The sequence below is a fragment of the Cellulosimicrobium sp. NPDC057862 genome, assembly GCF_042797035.1.
Taxonomy (GTDB): Bacteria; Actinomycetota; Actinomycetes; order Actinomycetales; family Cellulomonadaceae; genus Cellulosimicrobium.
Window position 1 is genome coordinate 157,464 of record NZ_JBHVMH010000009.1, and the last position, 21,348, is coordinate 178,811.

Consider the following 21,348-nt stretch of genomic DNA (forward strand, 5'->3'; position numbering starts at 1 on the left):
GTCCGATGACGCAGTCCCCCACCGTCCCCGGCCCCATCGAGCAGCTCACGGGAGCGGGCGTGTCCATCTGGCTCGACGACCTCTCGCGAGAACGGCTGCGCACCGGCAACCTCGCCGACCTCGTCGCGACGCGCGGCGTCGTCGGGGTCACGACGAACCCCACGATCTTCGCGGCGGCGCTCTCGAAGGGCGACGCCTACGACGCCCAGCTCGCCGAGCTCGCGCCCGCGGGGGTGGACGACGCGGCGGTCGAGGCCGCCGTCGAGCGGATCACGACGGACGACGTGCGCGCCGCCGCCGACCTGCTGCGCCCCGTGTACGACGCGACCGGCGGCGTCGACGGGCGCGTGTCGATCGAGGTGGACCCGCGCCTCGCGCACGACGCCGACAAGACGGTCGTCACTGCCGAGCGCCTGTGGGCCACGATCGACCGGCCCAACGTCTACATCAAGATCCCCGCGACCGTCGCGGGCCTCGACGCGATCTCCCGCACCCTCGCCCAGGGCATCAGCGTCAACGTGACGCTCATCTTCTCGCTCGCGCGCTACCGCGCGGTGATGGAAGCCTTCGCGATCGGGCTCGAGCAGGCGCGCGCGGACGGCATCGACCTCGCGCCCGTCGGATCCGTCGCGTCGTTCTTCGTCTCCCGCGTCGACACCGCGGTGGACGCCGCGCTCGAGAAGGTCGGCACCCCGGAGGCGCTCGACCTGCGCGGGCAGTCCGCGATCGCGAACGCGCGCCTCGCGTTCGAGGCGTACGAGGAGTTCCGCCAGACCGACCGGTGGCGCTCGCTCGCCGCGTCCGGCGCGCAGCCGCAGCGCCCGCTCTGGGCCTCGACCGGCGTGAAGAACCCCGAGTACCGCGACACGATGTACGTCGACGAGCTCGTCACCGACGGGATCGTCAACACGATGCCCGAGGCGACGCTGCAGGCGTTCGCCGACCACGGCGTCGTGACCGGCGACACGATCACCGGCACGGCCGCCGCCTCCCGCCGCACCCTGGAGACCGTCGAGTCCTTCGGCGTCTCGCTCGTCGAGGTCACCGACCGCCTCGAGGAGGAGGGCGTGCGCAAGTTCGAGGACAGCTGGACCGACCTCCTCGCCACCACGCGCGACGGCCTGCGCGACGCCGCCGGCTCCTGACCACCCCGACGCGTGCCCGCCTCCGCGGGCACGCGTCCGACCTGCGGGAACGACGGCGCGACGACGCGCGCCGCCCGTATCATCCGCACACGCCTCAGTCCTTCTGCAGTCCTCCCGACCCCTCCTCGAAACGGAACGGTGCCACCAGGTGAGACCGGCCAAGATCACGCCAGAGCACAACCCGCTGCGCGACCCCCTCGACCTGCGCCTGCCCCGGATCGCTGGCCCCTGCGGGCTCGTCATCTTCGGCGTCACGGGCGACCTCGCCCGCAAGAAGCTCATGCCCGCGGTGTACGACCTGGCCAACCGCGGCCTGCTCCCCCCGGGCTTCGCGCTCACGGGCTTCGCGCGCCGCGACTGGGAGGACCAGGACTTCGCGCAGGTCGTGCACGACGCCGTCAAGGAGCACGCGCGCACGCCGTTCCGCGAGGCCACGTGGCGGCAGCTCGCCGAGGGGATCCGGTTCGTCCAGGGCACGTTCGACGACGAGGACGCCTTCGAGCGGCTGCGCGAGACCGTCGAGACGCTGGACGCCGAGCGCGGCACGGGCGGCAACCACGCTTTCTACCTCTCGGTGCCGCCGAGCGCGTTCCCGGTGGTGTGCCGGCAGCTCTCCCGCTCCGGGCTCTCCCGCTCCGAAGGTGACGCCTGGCGCCGTGTCGTCATCGAGAAGCCCTTCGGCCACGACCTCGAGAGCGCCCGCGAGCTCGACGCCGTCGTGTCGGAGGTCTTCCCGCCCGACTCGGTGTTCCGCATCGACCACTACCTCGGCAAGGAGACGGTCCAGAACCTCCTCGCGCTGCGGTTCGCCAACCAGATGTTCGAGCCCATCTGGAACGCGAACTACGTGGACCACGTGCAGATCACGATGGCCGAGGACATCGGCATCGGCGGCCGCGCGGGCTACTACGACGGCATCGGCGCCGCACGCGACGTCATCCAGAACCACCTGCTCCAGCTCCTCGCGCTCGTCGCGATGGAGGAACCCGTGTCGTTCGACGCCCCGTCGCTGCGCGCCGAGAAGATCAAGGCGCTGTCGGCGGTGCGGCTCCCGCGCGAGCTGTCCAAGCACACCGCGCGCGGCCAGTACGCGGCCGGCTGGCAGGGCGGCGAGGAGGTCATCGGCTTCCTCGACGAGGACGGGATCCCCGCCGACTCGACGACCGAGACCTACGCCGCGATCCGCGTGGACATCGACAACCGCCGTTGGGCGGGGGTCCCGTTCTACCTGCGCACGGGCAAGCGCCTCGGGCGCCGCGTGACCGAGGTCGCGGTCGTGTTCAAGAAGGCCCCGCACCTGCCGTTCGAGACGTCGCAGGCCTCCGACCTGGGCAACAACGCGCTCGTCATCCGCGTCCAGCCCGACGAGGGCGTCACCATGCGCTTCGGCGCGAAGGTCCCGGGCACCGCGATGGAGGTCCGCGACGTCACGATGGACTTCGGGTACGGGCACGCGTTCACCGAGTCCTCCCCCGAGGCCTACGAGCGCCTCATCCTCGACGTCCTGCTCGGCGACCCGCCGCTCTTCCCGACGCGCGAGGAGGTCGAGCTCTCGTGGAAGATCCTCGACCCGATCACCGCCCACTGGGCCGCCAAGGGCACGCCCGACCAGTACCGGTCCGGCACGTGGGGTCCGGAGTCGGCCGACGCCATGCTCGCGCGCGACGGCCGTTCGTGGCGGCGCCCGTGACGGCCTCCGTCCCGGCGTCGGCCCCATGGAGCGCGGCGCCCCTGAGTGAGACCCCCCGACCCCGTCGTGCCCCGCGGTGCGGCACGACCCTCCGACCGGCGAGGACCCCGCGATGATCATCGACCTGCCCGACACGACGACGAACGCGGTGAACAAGCGCCTCGTGCGCCTGCGCGACGAGGGCGGCGCGATCGCGCTCGGCCGCGTCCTCACGCTCGTCGTCATCGCGCGCGAGTCCGACGTCGAGACGTCGATCGAGGCGGCGAACGACGCGAGCCGTGAGCACCCGTGCCGCGTCATCGTCGTGGCGCCGTCCGGCCGGAGCGCCGTCCCGCATCTCGACGCCCAGATCCGCGTGGGCGGCGACGCCGGTGCGTCGGAGGTCGTCGTGCTGCGCACCGCGGGGCCGCTGCTCGAGCACGCCGACACGCTCGTCATGCCGCTCCTGCTTCCCGACGCGCCGATCGTGGTGTGGTGGCCGGGCCAGCCCCCCGCCTCCGTCGACGACGACCCGGTCGGTGCGATGGCCCAGCGCCGCATCACGGACTCGATCACGTCCAAGGACCCCGAGGCGACGCTCGCGCAGCTCGCGACGACGTACGGCCCCGGCGACTCCGACCTGGCGTGGGCCCGCGTCACCCTGTGGCGCGGCCTCATCGCCGCCGCGCTGGACCAGCCGCCGTACGAGCCCGTGACGAGCGTCCTCGTCGAGGGCCAGGCGAAGCACACCTCTCTCGACCTGCTCGCGGCGTGGCTCGGCTCTCGGCTCCGCTGCCCCACGCAGGTCGTCCGCCGTCGTGGCGCCGAGGCGATCACCCGCGTCACGCTCGAGCGCAAGAGCGGGCCGATCATCCTCGACCGTCCGGACGGGCGCATCGTGACGATCAGCCAGCCGGGCAAGCCCGACCGCCGCGTCGCGCTGCCCATCCGGACGCTGAGCGAGGCCCTCATCGAGGAGCTGCGCCGCCTGGACCCGGACGAGGTCTACGGCGAAGTGCTCACCAAGGGGCTCCAGAAGGTTGGCGCGTGACGGCCGCCCGGCCCGAGGGCACGCACGCGTCCCACGGGCGCCTCGTCGTCGTCCACCCCGACGCGGGTGTCCTCGCCGAGGCGGTCGCGTCGCGGCTCGTGACGCGCCTGCTCGACGCACAGTCCGTGCGCCGCCCCGTGCACGTCGCGCTCACCGGCGGCACCGTCGGCATCGCGAGCCTCGCGGCGCTCGAGCGCCACCCGGCGCGCGACGCCGTCGACTGGTCGGGCGTGCACCTCTGGTGGGGCGACGAGCGGTTCCTGCCCTCGGGCGACCCCGACCGCAACGAGACGCAGGCGCGCGACGCGCTCCTCGACCACCTGCCCCAGCTCCCGGCCGGGAACGTGCACCCGATGCCCGCGGCGGACGCCGTGGCCACGCCCGAGGAGTCGGCCGCCGCCTACGCGACGACGCTCGCCGAGCACGCCCCCGACGGCGCCGAGGTGCCCGAGTTCGACGTGCTCCTGCTCGGGATGGGACCCGACGGCCACGTCGCGTCGCTCTTCCCCGGGCACCCGGGGCTCGACGTGACGGGCGTCCCGACCGCGGGTGTCCACGGTTCGCCCAAGCCCCCGCCCGAGCGCGTGACGCTGACCTTCGAGGCCATCGCGCGAGCCCGTCAGGTGTGGGTCGTCGCCGCGGGCGCGGAGAAGGCCTCGGCCGTCGCGTCGGCGCTCGGCGGGGCCCCGGCGGCCGAGACCCCTGCCGCCGCGGTCACCGGAACCGAGCGCACGCTGTGGCTCGTCGACGCCGCGGCGGCGGGCACGCGGGACGCCGACCGATGACGCCGGGCGGCGAGCACGTCGACCCCGCGGCGACGTGGGACGCGGTCGACGCCTACTTCGCCCCGCTCGTGGGCGAGGACGACGTGCTCGCCGCCACCGGCGCCCGGGCGCGGGCCGCCGGCCTGCCGGAGATCCAGGTCTCCCCCGCGCAGGGCCGTCTCCTGCAGCTCCTCGCGCTCGCGACCGGCGCGCGCCGCGCGCTGGAGGTCGGCACGCTCGGCGGCTACTCGACGATCTGGCTCGCCCGTGCGCTGCCCCCGGGAGGATCGCTCGTCACGTGCGAGATCGACCCCGCGCACGCCGCGGTCGCGCGAGAGTCGCTGGCGGAGGCCGGCCTCGCGGGAGTCGTCGACGTCGTGGTCGGCCCGGCCGCGGACACGTTGCGGGGCCTGGTCGACGAGGGCGTCGAGCCGTTCGACCTCGTGTTCGTCGACGCGGACAAGCCGTCGAACCCGGTCTACCTCGACCTGGCGATCCGGCTCTCGCGCCCGGGCACGCTCGTCGTCGTGGACAACACCGTCCGCGGCGGCGCCGTCGCCGACGCGGAGAGCACCGACCCCAACGTGCTCGGGGTCCGGGAGATGGTCGACCGCGTCGTCGCGGACCCGCGGCTCGACGCCACGGCCGTGCAGACCGTGGGGTCCAAGGGCTACGACGGGTTCGTGCTCGCGCGCGTGCGCTGACCCGCGAGCGCGCTCCGGCCTCGGTGCCGGGCGCGGAGGTCAGCGACCGCGACGGGCCCGCAGCGCGGCGAGCGCCTCGTCGAGGATCGCGACCCCGTCCTCGTCGCTGCGACGCTCCTTCACGTACGCGAGGTGCGTCTTGTAGGGCTCGTTGCGTGACGGCGTCGGCGGGTTCTCCCGGTCCTGCCCGGCCGGGAACCCGCACCGCGGGCAGTCCCAGGTCTCGGGCGCCTCGATCTCCGCCTCCGAGGAGAAGCTGGGCCGCGTCTCGTGGCCGTTCGCGCACCAGTAGGACACCCAGAAGCGCGGCGCGATCTCGCCGCGCTCGGACTCCCCGAGCGGTCCTGCCCCGACGCGCGACCCGCGGATCGCGTTACCACCTGCCACGTGCTCTCCCCCGTCCGTGCCGTCGTCGGCACTCGATCCTGCCCGTACCGCGCCATCCGGCGCGGCTGCCCCCTGCCGACTCCTCGAGCCCTGCTCGACCGCGCGACGCCCCGTGCGGGACGTCTGCGGATCAGCTCACCTTCTGGAGGAGCCCCAGGAGCACGATGACGACCGCCCAGACGAGGGCGAACGCCACGGTGATCCGGTTGAGGTTGCGCTCGGCGACGCCGGAGCTGCCCACCGAGCTCGAGATCCCGCCACCGAACATGTCGGAGAGGCCGCCGCCCTTGCCCTTGTGCATGAGCACGAGCAGGGTGAGGAAGCCGCTGGTGAGGACCAGCAGGATCTGGAGGATGATGCGCAGCACGTCCACGAGTACGTCCTTGAGGCTCAGGGCCGTCCCGACCGATGTCGAGCGCGACCGCACGGTTGTCGTGCGCAGGCGTGACCTGCCGCACAGGGGACAAGAGTAGGCGACGGGAGGCCGCTGCGGCCAACCCCGGCCGCCGTCGTCTCACGTCAGCGACCGACGGCCCCGGGATCCGCTCCCGGGGCCGTCGGCGCGAGGGTCTCGCGGAGGTCAGGCCCCGGTCGCGTGCGACTGGTAGCGCGCGATCTTCGCGAACTCCTCGGGGTCGAGGCTCGCGCCGCCGACGAGCGCACCGTCGACATCGGGCTGGGCCATGATCGCGGCGACGTTCGACGACTTCACCGAGCCGCCGTACAGGATGCGCGTCGCGTCCGCGAGGTCCGCGTCGTACAGGTCGCCCAGCGCGCCGCGGATCGCACCGCAGACCTCCTGGGCGTCCTCCGGCGTCGCGACCTCGCCCGTGCCGATGGCCCAGACGGGCTCGTACGCGATGACGAGCGTCGCGAGCTGCGCGGCGGGGATGCCCGCGAGGGCGCCCTCGACCTGGGCGAGGGTGTAGGAGATCTGGTCGCCGGCCTTGCGGACGTCCAGGCCCTCGCCCACGCACAGGATCGGGGCGACGCCCTGACCCACGGCGGCGACGATCTTCTCGTTGACCTGCGCGTCCGTCTCGCCGTGGTACTGGCGGCGCTCCGAGTGGCCGATCGCGACGTAGCTCACGCCGAGCTTGGCGAGCATCGTCGCCGAGATCTCGCCCGTGTACGCGCCCTCGAGGTGCGCCGACACGTCCTGCGCGCCGTACTTGAGCTCGAGCTTGTCCGCGTCGACGAGCGTCTGCACCGACCGGAGGTCGGTGAAGGGCGGCAGCACGGCCACCTCGACGGCCGCGTAGTCGTGCTTCGCGTCCTTGAGGGTCCACGCGAGCTTCTGCACGGTGTGCGTCGCCTGGTGGTGGTCCAGGTTCATCTTCCAGTTGCCCGCCATGAGCGGGGTACGGCTGTTCGCCACGGTCCTTCTTCTCTCTGTGGGGTCGCACCGCCCGCGCGCACGGCGTGCCGCGGGCGGCGCGTGAGGATGGTTCGGGAGGGGCGCTCAGCCCTCGAGGACGGAGATCCCCGGGAGGTCCTTGCCCTCGAGGAACTCGAGGCTCGCGCCACCACCCGTCGAGATGTGGCTGAAGCCGGCCTCGTCGAAGCCGAGGATGCGGACCGCGGCGGCCGAGTCGCCGCCGCCGACGATCGTGAACGCGCCGTTCGCGGTCGCGTCGACGAGCGCCTGGGCCACGGCACGCGTGCCCCCCGAGAACGCCTCGAACTCGAACACGCCGGCGGGACCGTTCCACACGACCGTCTTCGCGTCGACGATCTTGCTCGCGAAGAGCTGCGCCGACTCGGGGCCGATGTCGAGGCCGATCTTGTCGGCCGGGATCGCGTCCGCGGCGACGACCTCGTGCGGCGAGTCCGCGGCGAAGGCGTCGGCGACCACGATGTCGGTCGGCAGGACGATCTCGACTCCGTTCTTCTCGGCGTCCGCGAGGTAGCCCTTGACGGTGTCGATCTGGTCCTCCTCGAGGAGGGACTTGCCGACGCCGTAGCCCTTGGCGGCGAGGAACGTGAACACCATGCCGCCGCCGATGAGCAGGCGGTCCGCCTTGGTGAGCAGGTTCGCGATGACGCCGAGCTTGTCCGAGACCTTGGATCCGCCGAGCACGACCGCGTACGGGCGCGCGGGGTCCTCCGTCGCCTTGCGCAGGGAGTCGACCTCCTTGAGCACGAGCTCGCCCACGGCGGACGGGAGCACCTGGGCGACGTCGTAGACCGACGCCTGCTTGCGGTGCACGACGCCGAAGCCGTCGGAGACGAACACGTCCGCGAGCTGTGCGAGGTCGCGCGCGAGCGACTGGCGCTCCGCGTCGTCCTTGGACGTCTCGCGCGGGTCGAACCGGATGTTCTCGAGCAGCGCGACCTCGCCCTCGCCGAGCGCGGCGACGGTCTCGCGCGCCGAGTCGCCGACGACGTCCTGCGCGAGGTGGACGGGCACGCCGAGCAGCTCGCCGAGGCGCGCGGCCACGGGCGCGAGCGAGTACTTCGCGTCCGGCTCGCCCTTGGGGCGGCCCAGGTGCGCGGTGACGATCACCTTCGCGCCCGCGTCGGTGAGCTTCTTCAGCGTCGGCAGCGCGGCCCGGATGCGGCCGTCGTCCGTGATGGTCGTCCCGTCGAGCGGGACGTTGAAGTCGGAGCGGACGAGGACGCGCTTGCCGCGCAGGTCGCCCAGGGAGTCGATGGTGTTCATGCGGTCTCCTACGGTTCGGTCGCCGTCGTACGGGGCGCCTGCCGAGGACCGGCCGGGCCCGCACATGAGGACGTCCGCGTGCGCGTCACCGGGCGGTGCCGGGACGCGCACGCGGACGCATGGTTGCTACGCAGGGTCGTGCTGCGTCAGCAGGAGGCTCAGAGCTTGTCGCCGACGAGCTGCGTCAGCGCGACGAGGCTGTTCGAGTAGCCCCACTCGTTGTCGTACCAGGAGACGACCTTGACCTGGTCGCCGATCACCTTGGTGAGCTTCGAGTCGAAGATGCTCTGGTGCGGGTCCGTGACGATGTCGCTCGAGACGATCTCGTCCTCGACGTAGGACAGGACGCCCTTGAGCGGGCCCTCCGACGCGGCCTTGACCGCGGCGTTGACCTCGTCCACCGTGACCTCGCGCGAGGCGGTGAAGGTGAGGTCCGTCGCCGAGCCCGTGATGACCGGGACGCGCAGCGCGAAGCCGTCGAGCTTGCCCTTGAGCTCCGGGAGGACGAGCGACACGGCCTTGGCCGCACCCGTCGAGGTCGGGACGATGTTCTGCGCGGCGGCGCGGGCGCGACGCAGGTCGCGGTGCGGGCCGTCCTGCAGGTTCTGGTCACCCGTGTAGGCGTGGATCGTGGTCATGAGACCACGCTCGATGCCGATCGAGTCGTTGAGCGCCTTCGCCAGCGGGGCGAGGCAGTTCGTGGTGCACGACGCGTTCGAGATGATGTGGTGCGCGGCCGGGTCGTACTGGTCCGAGTTCACGCCGACGACGAACGTCGCGTCCTCGTTCTTGGCCGGGGCCGAGATGATGACCTTCTTGGCGCCGGCGTCGATGTGCGCCTTCGCCTTGGTCGCGTCGGTGAAGAAGCCGGTCGACTCGATGACGATGTCGGCACCCAGCTCGCTCCAGGGGAGGTTCGCGGGGTCGCGCTCGGCGAGCGCACGGATCTTCTTGCCGTCGACGATGATGTTGTCGTCGTCGAAGTCCACGCTCAGCGGGAAACGGCCGAGGACCGTGTCGTACTTGAGCAGGTGCGCGAGCGTCTTGTTGTCCGTGAGGTCGTTGACGCCCACGATCTCGATGTCGGCGCCCGACTCGACGATGGCGCGGTAGAAGTTCCGTCCGATACGACCGAAGCCGTTGATACCGACGCGGATGGTCACAATGCCCTCCTCAGGGCGCGCCGGTTGTCCCGACGCACACGGTTGATGCCGAACGATCACGTACGCCGTCGTACGCAGGTGGTGATCGCGCCCGTGCCCCGCTGCCCGGGATCCCGGCACAGCACCCTCCGTGCCCGTGGACCGTCACGGCGACAGCCGGGACCACCCACGCCCACGAGGGGTGTCAGCGAAGGAGCACGTCGTTGTCACCTGACGCATCCGAGCCTATACCAACACCACGCCAGCGTGTGACCTGGATCCCACGGTTCGGGACCATCGTCCCGTCGGTGCATGACGTCCAGGTGCCGGGCGGGTCGCCGTGCTGGTCGCCACGCTGGCCGTCGTGCTGGCCGTCGTGCTCGTCGCAGGCCGGCAGGGTCAGAGGTCGAGCAGCTCCGGGCTCAGGCCCGCCTCGGTGTCGGGGATGCCGAGCTCGGCCGCGCGCTTGTCGGCCGTCGACAGCAGGCGGCGGATGCGGCCCGCGACGGCGTCCTTGGTGAGCGGCGGGTCCGCGAGCTGCCCCAGCTCCTCGAGCGACGCCTGCTTGTGCGCGAGCCGGAGCTCACCGGCCTCGCGCAGGTGGTCGGGCAGGTCCGGGCCGAGGATCTCGAAGGCCCGTTCGACCCGCGCCCCCGCCGCCACGGCGGCCCGGGCCGAGCGGCGCAGGTTCGCGTCGTCGAAGTTCGCGAGCCGGTTCGCGGTGCCGCGCACCTCGCGCCGGGCACGCCGCTCCTCCCAGACCAGGACCGCCTCGTGCGCGCCCAGGCGGGTGAGGAGCGCGCTGATCGCGTCCCCGTCCCGGATGACGACGCGATCGACGCCGCGCACCTCGCGCGACTTCGCGGAGACGCCCAGGCGGCGGGCCGCGCCGACCAGGGCGAGCGCGGCCTCCGGCCCGGGGCAGGTGATCTCGAGCGCCGACGACCGGCCCGGCTCGGTGAGCGAACCGTGCGCCAGGAACGCGCCGCGCCACGCCGCCTCGGCCTCCTCCACCCCGCCGGAGACGACCTGCGGCGGGAGCCCTCGCACGGGACGCCCGCGCTGGTCCAGGAGTCCCGTCTGGCGGGCCAGCGACTCGCCGTCGCGCACGACGCGCACGACGTACCGGCTGCTCTTGCGCAGTCCCCCGGCCGACACGACGATCAGCTCGCTCGTGTGCCCGTAGACGTCCGCGATCGTCTCGCGCAGGCGGCGCGCCGCGATCGCGGTGTCGAGCTCGGCCTCGATGACGACGCGGCCCGAGATGAGGTGCAGACCGCCCGAGAAGCGGAGCATCGCCGAGACCTCCGCCTTGCGGCACGAGGTCTTGTCCACCCGCAGTCGAGCCAGCTCGTCCTTCACCTGTGCCGTGAGCGCCATGCGGGACATCCTGCCATCGATGCCGTGGCGTCGCGGCGGCGGACCGGGCGCCCGTGGGCCGCCGGGGCCCGCGTCCCGCGGGGCTCAGCGCGCGGGCGAGCCGACGTCGCCGAGGAAGTCGTCGAACACGTCCCGGTACGCCGCCGCCAGCCGCAGCGCGTCGTGCCGCGGGGTGCCGTCCCCGCGCCGTACCTGGCGCAGGAGGAGGCGCGCGCCCATGCGCGCGGACGCCTCCGCGAGCTGCTCCGTGTCCTCGACGGCGGACGGGTCCGCGACGACGGCGTCGATCCGGAGCCCGGGTGCGTGCTTGTGCAGCGCCTCCAGGTGGTCCGTCGCGGACAGCCCGTAGGTCTCCCCCGTCTCGCTCGACAGGTTGAGCGTCACGCAGCGGCGCGCGGAAGTCTCGTGCAGGGCGCGCGCGAGGTCGGGCACCAGCAGGTGGGGCATCACCGAGGAGAACCACGACCCCGGGCCGAGCACGACCCAGTCCGCCTCCTCGACGGCCTGCACCGCCTCCGCGCACGCGGGCGGGTCCGCAGGCACGAGCCGGAGCTGCTCGATGCGGCCGTGCGTGACGGCGACGTGGCTCTGCCCGACGACCGTCTCCAGGCGGTCCCCGGTCCGCACGTCGGCCTCGATCCCGAGGGGCACCGACGCCATGGGGAGCACGCGACCGCGGGCACCGAGGAGCTTGCCCACCCAGTCGAGCCCGGCGACCGGGTCGTCGAGCAGCTCCCACAGCGCGACGATGAGCAGGTTGCCCACCGCGTGGTTGTCGAGGTCCCCCTCCGACGTGAACCGGTGCTGGAGGAGCGCGCTCCACGTGCGGCCCCACTCCGAGTCGTCGCACAGGGCCGCGAGCGCCATGCGGAGGTCTCCCGGCGGGAGGACGCCGAGCTCGGTGCGCAGGCGCCCCGACGACCCGCCGTCGTCCGCGACGGTCACGACGGCGGTCAGCCGGTCGGACATGAGACGCAGCGCGGACAGGCTCGCGGACAGGCCGTGGCCGCCGCCCAGGGCGACGACGGCAGGGTTGCGCTGGGCGACCACGATCACTCCTTGCCGAGGTCGCGGGCGGTGACGATGACGCGCTGGCCCTGCGCGCGCAGGCGCGCGGCGATCGCCTCGCTGATCGCGACGGAACGGTGCTTGCCCCCGGTGCAGCCCACGGCGATCGTCACGTAGCGCTTCTCCTCGCCCAGGTAGCCGGCGAGCACCGGCTCCAGGGCGCTCACGTACCGGTCGACGAACTCGAGCGCGCCGGGGCGCCCCAGCACGTAGTCGCGTACCGGCGCGTCGCGCCCGGTGAGGTGCCGCAGCTCGGTGATCCAGTACGGGTTCGCGAGGAACCGCACGTCGACCACGTGGTCGGCGTCGAGCGGCAGCCCGTACTTGAACCCGAACGAGACGACGTTGATCCGCAGGGTCTCGGGCGTCCCGTCCGCCACGGCGGCACGGACCTCGCGCGCGAGGTCGTGCACCGTGAGCTCGGACGTGTCGATGACGACGTCGGAGCGCTCCTCGAGGCTCGCGAGCAGGCGTCGCTCCTCGGCCAGGCCGTCGAGGATGCGTCCCTCCCCCTGGAGCGGGTGCGGGCGCCGGACCTGCTCGTACCGGCGCACGAGCACCTCGTCGGACGCGTCGAGGAACAGGATGCGGTAGAACACCCCGCTCTGGCGGAGGTGGTCGAGCACCTCGACGAGGTCGGTGAAGAACTCGCGCCCGCGCACGTCGACGACCGCCGCGATGCGCTCGAGCGCGGAGCCCGACCGCGTCATGAGGTCCACGAGCGGGACGATCATGCGCGGCGGCAGGTTGTCGACGACGTACCAGTCGAGGTCCTCGAGCACCGCCGCGGCCCGGGTGCGCCCGGCGCCGGACATGCCCGTGATGATGAGCACCTCGGCCTCGCGCGGCTCCGGGGCGTGGGTCGCCGCCTCGATCGCGGGGATCCCGCTGGGGACCGTGGTCGGTGAGGGCTCCGGCACGCGGGCGGGCGGCCCCTGCGGGCTGAGGTCCGGGGTCGGCTCCGAGGTCATGGCACCAGCATGCCAGCCGCTCACGCCCGGGCCGTGGCCCCGTCACCCACCGGAGTGTCCCGCACGCCGTCCTGCACGTCCTCCGGGCGCGCGGCGTCCTCGGCGGCCGGCGGCCCCGCAGGGGTCGCGCCGCCGGGGGGCGGCTCGGCGGCTCCGCCCAGGGCGGCAACGACGGCCCGCGCCGTGCGCTCGCCCATGCCCCGCACGCTCGCGATCTCCTCGACGCTCGCGGCCCGCAGGCGCTTGAGCGAGCCGAAGTGCTTGAGGAGCGCGGTGCGCCGCGCCGGCCCGAGGCCGGGGACGTCGTCGAGCGCGGACGCCGTCATGCCCTTGCTGCGCTGCCTGCGATGCTGGGCGATGGCGAACCGGTGCGCCTCGTCGCGCACGCGCTGGAGAAGGTAGAGGCCCTCCGACGAGCGCTGGAGGATCACCGGGTAGTCGTCCCCCGGGACCCACACCTCCTCGAGGCGCTTGGCGAGGCCGCACAGCGCGACGTCGTCGATCCCGAGGTCAGCCAGCGCCCGGGCGGCGGCGGCGACCTGCGGGGGGCCGCCGTCGACCACGACGAGGTTCGGCGGGTACGCGAACCGCGCTCGCTTGTCCACGGGGGCGTCGGCGTCGACCTCGCCGCTGCGCGGCACGTACCCCGCCGCCTCCGCGGCCCGCTCCGCGCGGCGGCCCGAAGCGTCGGACCCGGTCGCCACGTCGTCGGCCTCGAGGTCCAGCTCGACCTCGCCCGAGCGCGAGCGGTCGGACAGGTAGCGCTTGAACCGGCGCGTGATGACCTCGTACATCGCGGCGGTGTCGTCCGCGGCCCCGTCGCCGTCGGGCCCGCGCACGGAGAAGTGGCGGTACTCGCTCTTGCGCGCGAGGCCGTCCTCGAACACGACCATCGACGCGACCTGGTACGTGCCCTGGTTGTGCGAGACGTCGTAGCACTCGATCCGCAGCGGGGCGGTGTCGAGGTCGAGCGCCTCCTGGATCTCGCGCAGCGCCTGGCTGCGTGTCGTGAGGTCGCCCGCGCGGCGCGTGCGGTGCAGGGCGAGCGCGTGCTCCGCGTTCGCCCGCACGGTCGCGGCGAGCTCCTTCTTGTCGCCGCGCTGCGGCACGCGGACGTCGACGCGAGCGCCCCGCAGCCCCGAGAGCCAGGTCGTGACCTGCTCGGTGTCCGGCGGCAGGACGGGGACGAGCACCTCGCGCGGCACGACGTCGCGCGCGCCGGCGCGGCCCTGACCGGTCCCCGGGTCGGCCGCCGCGGCCTCCTCGGCCGCACCGTAGACCTGCTGGAGCAGGTGCTCGACCAGCTCCGCGTCGGTCACGTCCTCGACCTTCTCGACGATCCAGCCGCGCTGGCCGCGGATCCGCCCGCCGCGGACGTGGAACACCTGGACGGCTGCCTCGAGCTCGTCGCCGACGAGCGCGAAGACGTCGGCGTCGGTGCCGTCGCCGAGGACCACCGCGTTCTTCTCGGTCGCGCGCTGGAGGGCGACGATGTCGTCGCGCAGGCGCGCCGCGGCCTCGTACTCCATCGCGGCGGCCGCCTCGTTCATCTTGCGCTCGAGGCGACGCACGAAGCGCTGCGTGTCCCCCGCCATGAAGTCGCAGAAGTCCTCGGCGAGCGCCCGGTGGTCCTCGGGCGTGATGCGCCCGACGCACGGCGCCGAGCACTTGTCGATGTACCCGAGGAGGCACGGGCGGCCCGTCTGGTGGGCCCGCTTGAACACGCCCGCCGAGCACGTGCGCACCGGGAAGACGCGCAGCAGGAGGTCGAGCGTCTCGCGGATCGCCCAGGCGTGCCCGTAGGGGCCGAAGTACCGGGTGCCGGGCCGCTTGGCGCCGCGCATGACCTGGGCGCGGGGGAATTCCTCCCCCATCGTCACGGCGAGGTAGGGGTACGACTTGTCGTCGCGGTACTTGACGTTGAACCGCGGGTCGAACTCCTTGATCCAGGAGTACTCGAGCGCGAGCGCCTCGACCTCGGTGCCGACGACGGTCCACTCGACGGACGCCGCGGTCGTCACCATCGTCTGCGTGCGGTGGTGCAGGTTCGCGACGTCCTGGAAGTAGTTCGAGAGGCGCGCGCGCAGGTTCTTGGCCTTGCCGACGTAGATCACGCGCCCGTGGTCGTCACGGAACCGGTAGACGCCTGGCGAGGTCGGGATCTCCCCCGGCGCCGGGCGATACGTCGCGGGATCAGCCATGCTCTCCAGCCTAGGTCAGGCCACCGACGGTGCGGTGGCAGGGGGACGTGCGAGGGCCGCGGCAGCCCCGGCAGGGACGTGGTGTGACCTGTACCACTGCCCGCTAGGGTGGCCGCCATGAGCGCGCAGCACGGGTACGCCGCCACGGTCCGCTGGACGGGCGCGGGCGACAGGGGAACCGCCTCCTACACGGCCTACGGTCGGGACCACGACGTCCTGCTCGAGGGGAGGCCGCCGCTGCCCGGGTCCGCGGACCCGGCGTTCCGGGGCGACCCGACGCGCTACAGCCCGGAGGAGCTGTTCGTCGTGAGCCTCTCGCAGTGCCACATGCTGTGGTTCCTCCACCTGGCCGCGGCGGCGGGCGTGGTCGTGCGGGAGTACGTGGACGACGTCACCGGCACGATGCGCGTCGAGTCCGGCGGCGAGGGTCAGTTCACGGACGTCACCCTGCACCCCCGCGTCGTGGTCGACGACGGTCCGGGGACCGACGAGGAGTCGCTGGCCGCGCTCCACCACCGCGCGCACGACCACTGCTTCATCGCGCGCTCGGTGAACTTCCGCGTGCTCGTCGAGCCGGCGCCCGCGCGGCGGGCGGCAGCCTGAGCACGCCGCGCGTGGTCGTCGACGCCCGCGGTGACGCTCCGAGGACGCGTCACCGCGGGGTCGCCCGGGGACGGCGCGCCGCGGCTCCCCTGCCGGGTCGCGGCTAGGCCACGGACGCCTTGCGGCGCGAGCGCGTCGTACCCTCGTCCGTCGCCCGGCGGGCCTTCGCCGAACGGCCCTTGGCCCCCTTCGCGGCGGGCGCCTGGGCGGCACCGGGCTTCGTCGGTGCACCGACCGGCACCGGGTCGTGCTGGTCGAGGATCTCCGCGAGGAATCGACCGGTGTGGCTCGCGTCGACGCGCGCGACCTGCTCGGGCGTGCCCTGCGCCACGACCTTGCCGCCGCCCGAGCCGCCCTCCGGCCCCATGTCGACGACCCAGTCCGCACTCTTGATGACGTCGAGGTTGTGCTCGATGACGAGGACGCTGTTGCCCTTGTCGACGAGCGACTGGAGCACGCCGAGCAGCTTGCGGATGTCCTCGAAGTGGAGGCCCGTCGTCGGCTCGTCGAGCACGTAGATCGTGCGCCCCGTCGAACGCTTCTGGAGCTCGCTCGCGAGCTTCACGCGCTGTGCCTCACCACCCGAGAGGGTCGGGGCGGGCTGTCCGAGGCGGACGTACCCGAGGCCTACCTCGACGAGGGTCTTGAGGTGCCGGGAGATCGCCGGGACGGCCGCGAAGAACTCCGACGCCTCCTCGATGGGCATGTCGAGGACGTCGGCCACCGTCTTGCCCTTGAAGTGCACCTCGAGCGTCTCGCGGTTGTAGCGCGCGCCGTGGCACACCTCGCACGGCACGTAGACGTCCGGGAGGAAGTTCATCTCGATCTTCAGCGTTCCGTCGCCCGAGCACGCCTCGCAGCGGCCGCCCTTGACGTTGAACGAGAACCGGCCCGGCGTGTACCCACGCACCTTGGCCTCGGTGGTCTCCGCGAAGAGCTTGCGCACGTGGTCCCACACGCCCGTGTACGTCGCCGGGTTCGACCGCGGCGTGCGCCCGATCGGTCCCTGGTCCACGTGCACGACCTTGTCGAGGTGGTCGAGTCCCGTGACGCGCGTGTGCCGGCCGGCGACCTGGCGTGCGCCGTTGAGCTCGTTGGCGAGGACGGTATAGAGGATTGAGTTCACGAGCGTCGACTTGCCCGACCCCGAGACCCCGGTCACGGCGGTGAACGTCCCGAGCGGGAAGCTCACGTCGATGCCCGTGAGGTTGTGCTCGCGCGCGCCGACGACCTTGACCTGACGGCCCGGGTCGGTCGGGCGGCGCTCCGCGGGGAGCGGGATGCTGCGACGGCCCGCGAGGTAGGCCCCCGTGACAGACTCCGGCGCCTCCAGCAGGCCGGCGTAGTCGCCGGAGTGCACGACGCGCCCGCCGTGCTCGCCCGCACCCGGGCCGATGTCGACGACCCAGTCCGCGGTGCGGATGGTGTCCTCGTCGTGCTCGACGACGATGAGCGTGTTCCCGAGGTCGCGCAGGCGCGTGAGCGTCTCGATGAGGCGACGGTTGTCGCGCTGGTGCAGACCGATGCTCGGCTCGTCGAGGACGTAGAGGACGCCGACGAGGCCCGAGCCGATCTGTGTCGCGAGCCGGATCCGCTGTGCCTCGCCGCCGGACAGCGTCGCGGCGGGGCGCTCGAGCGAGAGGTAGTCGAGGCCGACGTCGAGCAGGAAGCCCAGGCGCGCGTCGATCTCCTTGAGGACCTCCGTCGCGATGGCGCGCTCGCGCGTGCCGAGCTCGAGCGCTCCGAGGAACGCCGCGGCCTCGCGCAGCGGGAGCCGGCACACGTCCCAGATGGACCTGCCGCCGACCTTGACCGCGAGGACCTCGGGCTTGAGGCGAGCGCCCCGGCACACGGGGCACGGGACCTCGCGCATGAAGGCCTCGTACTTCTCCTTGGACCAGTCCGACTCGGTCTCCGTGTGCCGGCGCTCGAGGAACGTGATGACGCCCTCGAACCCGGTCGAGTACTGCCGCTCGCGGCCCCAGCGGTTCTTGTACCGCACGTGCACCTGGTGGTTCTGCCCGTGCAGGACGGCCTTCTTCGCGCGCTCGGGCAGCGCCCGCCACGGCGTGTCCATGGAGAACCCGAGGTCGTCCGCGAGCGCCGTGAGGACCCGCTCGAAGTACTCCGAGGAGATCTGCGCCCACGGCGCGATCGCGCCCTCGGCCAGCGACTTCTCGACGTCCGGCACCACGAGGTCGGGGTCGACCTCGAGACGGAAGCCGATGCCCGTGCACTCGGGGCACGCGCCGTAGGGCGCGTTGAAGGAGAACGTGCGCGGCTCGATCTCGTCGAGCGCGAGCTCGTGGTCGTTGGGGCACGCCCGCTTCTCGGAGAAGCGGCGCTCGCGCGCCGGGTCGTCCGCGTCGGCGTCGACGAGCTCGATGACGACGAGACCACCCGCGAGGCCGAGCGCGGTCTCGACCGAGTCGGTGAGACGACGCTGTACGCCCTCGCGTGCCACGAGGCGGTCGACGACGACCTCGATGTCGTGCTTGAGCTTCTTCTCCAGAGCGGGGACGTCGGTGAGCGTGCGCACCTCGCCGTCGACGCGGGCGCGCGCGAAGCCCTTGGTCTGGAGCTCCTTGAAGAGCTCGGAGTACTCGCCCTTGCGCCCCCGGACCACGGGCGCGAGCACCTGGTACCGCGTGCCCTCCGGCAGCTCGAGGAGCCGGTCGACGATCTGCTGCGGCGTCTGCGCGGTCACGCGCTCGCCGCAGACGGGACAGTGCTGCGTGCCGGCGCGCGAGAAGAGCAGGCGCAGGTAGTCGTAGACCTCGGTGATGGTGCCGACGGTCGAGCGCGGGTTGCGGTTCGTGGACTTCTGGTCGATCGACACCGCGGGCGAGAGACCCTCGATGAAGTCGACGTCGGGCTTGTCCATCTGCCCGAGGAACTGGCGCGCGTACGCGGACAGCGACTCGACGTAGCGGCGCTGCCCCTCCGCGAAGATGGTGTCGAACGCGAGCGACGACTTGCCCGAGCCGGAGAGCCCCGTGAAGACGATGAGCTTGTCCCGCGGGAGGTCGAGGTCGACGTTGCGGAGGTTGTGCTCGCGGGCACCGGAGATGACGAGGCGATTGCTCACCGCAGCATCGTACGACCGACCGCCCACATTCGCACAGGTGTTCGACGTCACCTTCGCGCGTCCTCCGACGAACGCTCACCACAGCCCCACCGCGGTCGCCGGGCGAGGCAGACTGACCGCATGACCTACACCGGGCACGTCGTCGTGGGCGGGCCCCGCGACGTGCGGCGGCTCGACGAGGTCGAGATCCGCAAGCTCGCCGTCGGACCGCTCGCGAACGGCGTCTACCTCCTCACGTGCCGGCGCACGGGTGCCCAGGTCCTGGTCGACGCCGCGGACGCGCCCGACGACGTCCTCGCGCTCGTCCGCGACGGATCGCCGACCGCGCGCCTCGACGTCGTCGTCACGACGCACCGGCACACGGACCACCTGCGCGCCCTCGCCTCGATCGTCGCGGTCACCGGCGCGACGACGGCCGCCGGGGACCTCGACGCCGACGCCGTCGCGGCAGCCGCCGACGTGCACGTCACCCGCCGTCTCCGTCACGGCGACGTCGTCCGCGCCGGTGACCTCGTGCTCGAGGTCGTGGCGCTGCGCGGCCACACGCCGGGATCCGTCGCGCTGGCCTACCGCGAACCGGACGTCATCCACGAGCCCGGGGCAGTGGCGGGCCGGGTGCACCTGTTCACGGGCGACTCGCTGTTCCCGGGCGGCGTCGGGAACACCCAGCGCGACCCCGCCCGCTTCGAGCGGTTGCTCACGGACGTCACCGAGCGCGTCTTCGAGCGGTTCGACGACGCGACGTGGGTCTACCCCGGACACGGCGCGGACACGACCCTCGGCGTCGAGCGCCCGCACCTCGACGAGTGGCGCGAGCGCGGCTGGTAGCAGACCGCGGCGGCTCGGTCCGGATCGCCGTGGTGACGACCGAGGCGCGGACCCGGCCGCGCGCCGGCGGGCGGGCCTGGTTCACTGACGGCATGCCGATCCACGCCGTCACCTACGTCTACGCCGACCGCGCCCCCGAGCTCGACGCCCTGCGTCCGGAGCACCGCGCGTTCCTGGGCGACCTGTACGCCCGGGGCACGCTCCTGGCGTCCGGTCCCCTGCCCGCGCACGAGGGCGCACCGGCCGGGGCGCTGCTCGTCCTCGACGGGGAGACGCCCGACGCCGTCGCCGCGGTCCTCGACGAGGACCCGTTCGGGCGGGCGGGCCTCGTCGCCGAGCGCACGGTGCGTCCGTGGGCGCCGGTCATCGGCGACTGGGCCGACCGGGCCTGACGGGGTCTCCCCTCCCTGCGCGCGCCCTCGCCCGGGGCGGGAGACCGCTCCGCTCCCGGGACGGCTCACCGCGGGCGGTCGCGCCCGGGCGGTCCGTCCCGGACGAGCCGACGGATCGCCTCCCACGGGTACGGCGTCTTCCGGCTCTCCCGTTGGAACGCGCGGTAGAAGTCCCCGACCACCGCCGCGACCGGGGCGTGCCGGGACAGCGTCGCCGCGACTGCTGCGGGGGCGCCCGTCGGGAGGCTGCCCCGAGCCCAGGAACGCACCAGCGCGCGGTGCTCGTCGGGACCGCACCCGTACAGGGCGACGGCCAGCCAGCTCACCAGGTGGGTGACGCTGTAGCAGTCGTCGTACTCCTGGTGCGCGGCGACGAAGTCGACCTCGTCGGGCGAGAGGTCGAAGGCTGACGAGATCGCGAGACCGTAGTCGGCGAAGTAGAGCCGCTCGCCGTCGGTCAGGACGTTCTCGAAGTGCGTGTCGAAGTGCAGCAGGCCACGTGACCTCATGAACGAGATCCCGGCGCTCAGCCCGTCCTCCACCAGCGCGCAGGCGCGCTCGGCGGTCTCGCCACCCGCCTCGACCTGGGCGCCGAGCCAGTCGTGCAGCGTCTGCGGGACGTGCTCCAGGAACAGCACGATGCTCGCCGAGGAGTCCCGCAGGGCCTCGACCCGGCGACGCACCGCCGTGCCGCCGCCCCAGTACTCGACGGCGCGCTCGACGTCGGCCAGCTCGTCGGGCAGGGGTCGGCCGGCGTCGGGGAGCACCCGCCAGTGGTGCAGCAGGGGAAAACCTTCGTGCTCCCCCGCGATCACCCTGCCCGTCGTCATGACGTGCACGGCCAGCTCTCGCCAGGCGCCGAAGCCCGCGGCGCCGATGGTGCCGACGCCGTAGTGGCAGAAGGTCGGGAGGTCGAACAGGTTCGCCGTGGAGCGGACGTTCTCCGCCTGTCGCTCGAGGTCGGTCAGTCGCACGTGCTTGACGAACACGGGTGTGCCGTCGACGTCGAGCAGCACCGTCTCCCCGCCGATGCCGGCACCGATCCGCGGGGCGGCGTCCACGAGCTCGCGCAGGTCGTGGTCGCTGCGCAGCGACAGCGCGGTGGCGACCGCTGCGTGCGCGGCCAGGCGAGAAGCGCGGGACCTGTCGGGCCGGGCCGGCACCGTCTCGCTCCGCGGCTCGTCAGGCACGCGCTAGCTGTACTGACCCAGCAGGTTGTTGACGTAGCGAGAGACCTCCGGGTCGAGTGGGAGCTGTCTAGGAACCCGGCTCGCACCAACGGAGGTCTCTCGT

The 21,348-nt window shown here is 73.0% G+C and carries 19 protein-coding genes; 8 read left to right on the forward strand and 11 right to left on the reverse strand.

The features are described from left to right. The first annotated feature begins 5 nt into the window (after positions 1–5). From tal to ACFVN3_RS13260, 5 genes are all read left to right on the forward strand, one after another. On the forward strand, positions 6–1,145 hold the full coding sequence (gene tal, locus ACFVN3_RS13240) for a transaldolase (protein WP_378233318.1): 1,140 nt from the start codon (positions 6–8) through the stop codon (positions 1,143–1,145). A 148-nt stretch (positions 1,146–1,293) separates the two neighbouring features. Further along, complete coding sequence (gene zwf, locus ACFVN3_RS13245; protein ID WP_047232815.1) at positions 1,294–2,835, forward strand: glucose-6-phosphate dehydrogenase; 1,542 nt, start codon at positions 1,294–1,296, stop codon at positions 2,833–2,835. Positions 2,836–2,947: 112 nt separating this feature from the next. Further along, on the forward strand, positions 2,948–3,865 hold the full coding sequence (opcA, locus tag ACFVN3_RS13250; protein ID WP_378233319.1) for a glucose-6-phosphate dehydrogenase assembly protein OpcA: 918 nt from the start codon (positions 2,948–2,950) through the stop codon (positions 3,863–3,865). Beyond that, a complete protein-coding gene (pgl, locus tag ACFVN3_RS13255) occupies positions 3,862–4,650 on the forward strand; it encodes a 6-phosphogluconolactonase (RefSeq protein ID WP_378233320.1) in 789 nt (262 codons plus the stop codon). The genes opcA and pgl overlap by 4 nt, the downstream gene beginning before the upstream one ends. Continuing rightward, a complete protein-coding gene (locus ACFVN3_RS13260) occupies positions 4,647–5,333 on the forward strand; it encodes an O-methyltransferase (protein WP_378233322.1) in 687 nt (228 codons plus the stop codon). Before pgl ends, ACFVN3_RS13260 begins: the two co-directional genes overlap by 4 nt. A gap of 39 nt (positions 5,334–5,372) precedes the next feature. Here the strand turns inward: ACFVN3_RS13260 and ACFVN3_RS13265 are convergent, their stop codons facing one another. From ACFVN3_RS13265 to uvrC, 9 genes are all read right to left on the reverse strand, one after another. Then, positions 5,373–5,720 (reverse strand): RNA polymerase-binding protein RbpA, encoded by a 348-nt coding sequence (locus ACFVN3_RS13265; protein WP_047232819.1) that lies wholly within the window; start codon positions 5,718–5,720, stop codon positions 5,373–5,375. Positions 5,721–5,850: 130 nt separating this feature from the next. Then, the gene (gene secG, locus ACFVN3_RS13270) at positions 5,851–6,093 is read right to left on the reverse strand and encodes a preprotein translocase subunit SecG (protein WP_047232868.1); all 243 of its coding nucleotides are present in this window, start codon (positions 6,091–6,093) and stop codon (positions 5,851–5,853) included. Between the two features lie 207 nt (positions 6,094–6,300). After that, positions 6,301–7,098: a triose-phosphate isomerase gene (gene tpiA / locus ACFVN3_RS13275; RefSeq protein ID WP_237842825.1), complete on the reverse strand. Its 798-nt coding sequence runs from the start codon at positions 7,096–7,098 to the stop codon at positions 6,301–6,303. An 84-nt stretch (positions 7,099–7,182) separates the two neighbouring features. Further along, a complete protein-coding gene (locus ACFVN3_RS13280; RefSeq protein WP_378233324.1) occupies positions 7,183–8,382 on the reverse strand; it encodes a phosphoglycerate kinase in 1,200 nt (399 codons plus the stop codon). A gap of 158 nt (positions 8,383–8,540) precedes the next feature. Further along, complete coding sequence (gap, locus tag ACFVN3_RS13285) at positions 8,541–9,545, reverse strand: type I glyceraldehyde-3-phosphate dehydrogenase (protein WP_237842829.1); 1,005 nt, start codon at positions 9,543–9,545, stop codon at positions 8,541–8,543. Between the two features lie 378 nt (positions 9,546–9,923). Beyond that, the gene (gene whiA, locus ACFVN3_RS13290; RefSeq protein ID WP_047232822.1) at positions 9,924–10,904 is read right to left on the reverse strand and encodes a DNA-binding protein WhiA; all 981 of its coding nucleotides are present in this window, start codon (positions 10,902–10,904) and stop codon (positions 9,924–9,926) included. A gap of 84 nt (positions 10,905–10,988) precedes the next feature. Then, complete coding sequence (gene yvcK / locus ACFVN3_RS13295; protein WP_378233325.1) at positions 10,989–11,954, reverse strand: uridine diphosphate-N-acetylglucosamine-binding protein YvcK; 966 nt, start codon at positions 11,952–11,954, stop codon at positions 10,989–10,991. A 2-nt stretch (positions 11,955–11,956) separates the two neighbouring features. Next, the gene (gene rapZ / locus ACFVN3_RS13300) at positions 11,957–12,943 is read right to left on the reverse strand and encodes an RNase adapter RapZ (RefSeq protein ID WP_087472156.1); all 987 of its coding nucleotides are present in this window, start codon (positions 12,941–12,943) and stop codon (positions 11,957–11,959) included. A gap of 20 nt (positions 12,944–12,963) precedes the next feature. After that, positions 12,964–15,144, reverse strand: a complete 2,181-nt coding sequence (gene uvrC, locus ACFVN3_RS13305; RefSeq protein ID WP_378233326.1) for an excinuclease ABC subunit UvrC — start codon at positions 15,142–15,144, stop codon at positions 12,964–12,966. Positions 15,145–15,261: 117 nt separating this feature from the next. On the opposite strand from uvrC, the gene ACFVN3_RS13310 reads away from it, so the two are divergent. Further along, positions 15,262–15,747 (forward strand): OsmC family protein, encoded by a 486-nt coding sequence (locus ACFVN3_RS13310; RefSeq protein WP_378233327.1) that lies wholly within the window; start codon positions 15,262–15,264, stop codon positions 15,745–15,747. 103 nt (positions 15,748–15,850) lie between these two features. Here the strand turns inward: ACFVN3_RS13310 and uvrA are convergent, their stop codons facing one another. Then, positions 15,851–18,835, reverse strand: a complete 2,985-nt coding sequence (uvrA, locus tag ACFVN3_RS13315; protein ID WP_378233328.1) for an excinuclease ABC subunit UvrA — start codon at positions 18,833–18,835, stop codon at positions 15,851–15,853. A gap of 120 nt (positions 18,836–18,955) precedes the next feature. Between uvrA and ACFVN3_RS13320 the strand changes: the two genes are divergently transcribed. After that, positions 18,956–19,663 (forward strand): MBL fold metallo-hydrolase, encoded by a 708-nt coding sequence (locus ACFVN3_RS13320; protein ID WP_378233329.1) that lies wholly within the window; start codon positions 18,956–18,958, stop codon positions 19,661–19,663. A 92-nt stretch (positions 19,664–19,755) separates the two neighbouring features. Further along, entirely contained in the window at positions 19,756–20,055 is a 300-nt protein-coding gene (locus tag ACFVN3_RS13325) for a YciI family protein (protein WP_053370964.1), read from the forward strand. Positions 20,056–20,120: 65 nt separating this feature from the next. Here ACFVN3_RS13325 and ACFVN3_RS13330 read toward each other — a convergent pair whose 3' ends face one another. Further along, positions 20,121–21,245: a protein kinase family protein gene (locus ACFVN3_RS13330; RefSeq protein WP_378233330.1), complete on the reverse strand. Its 1,125-nt coding sequence runs from the start codon at positions 21,243–21,245 to the stop codon at positions 20,121–20,123. Positions 21,246–21,348: the final 103 nt, after the last annotated feature.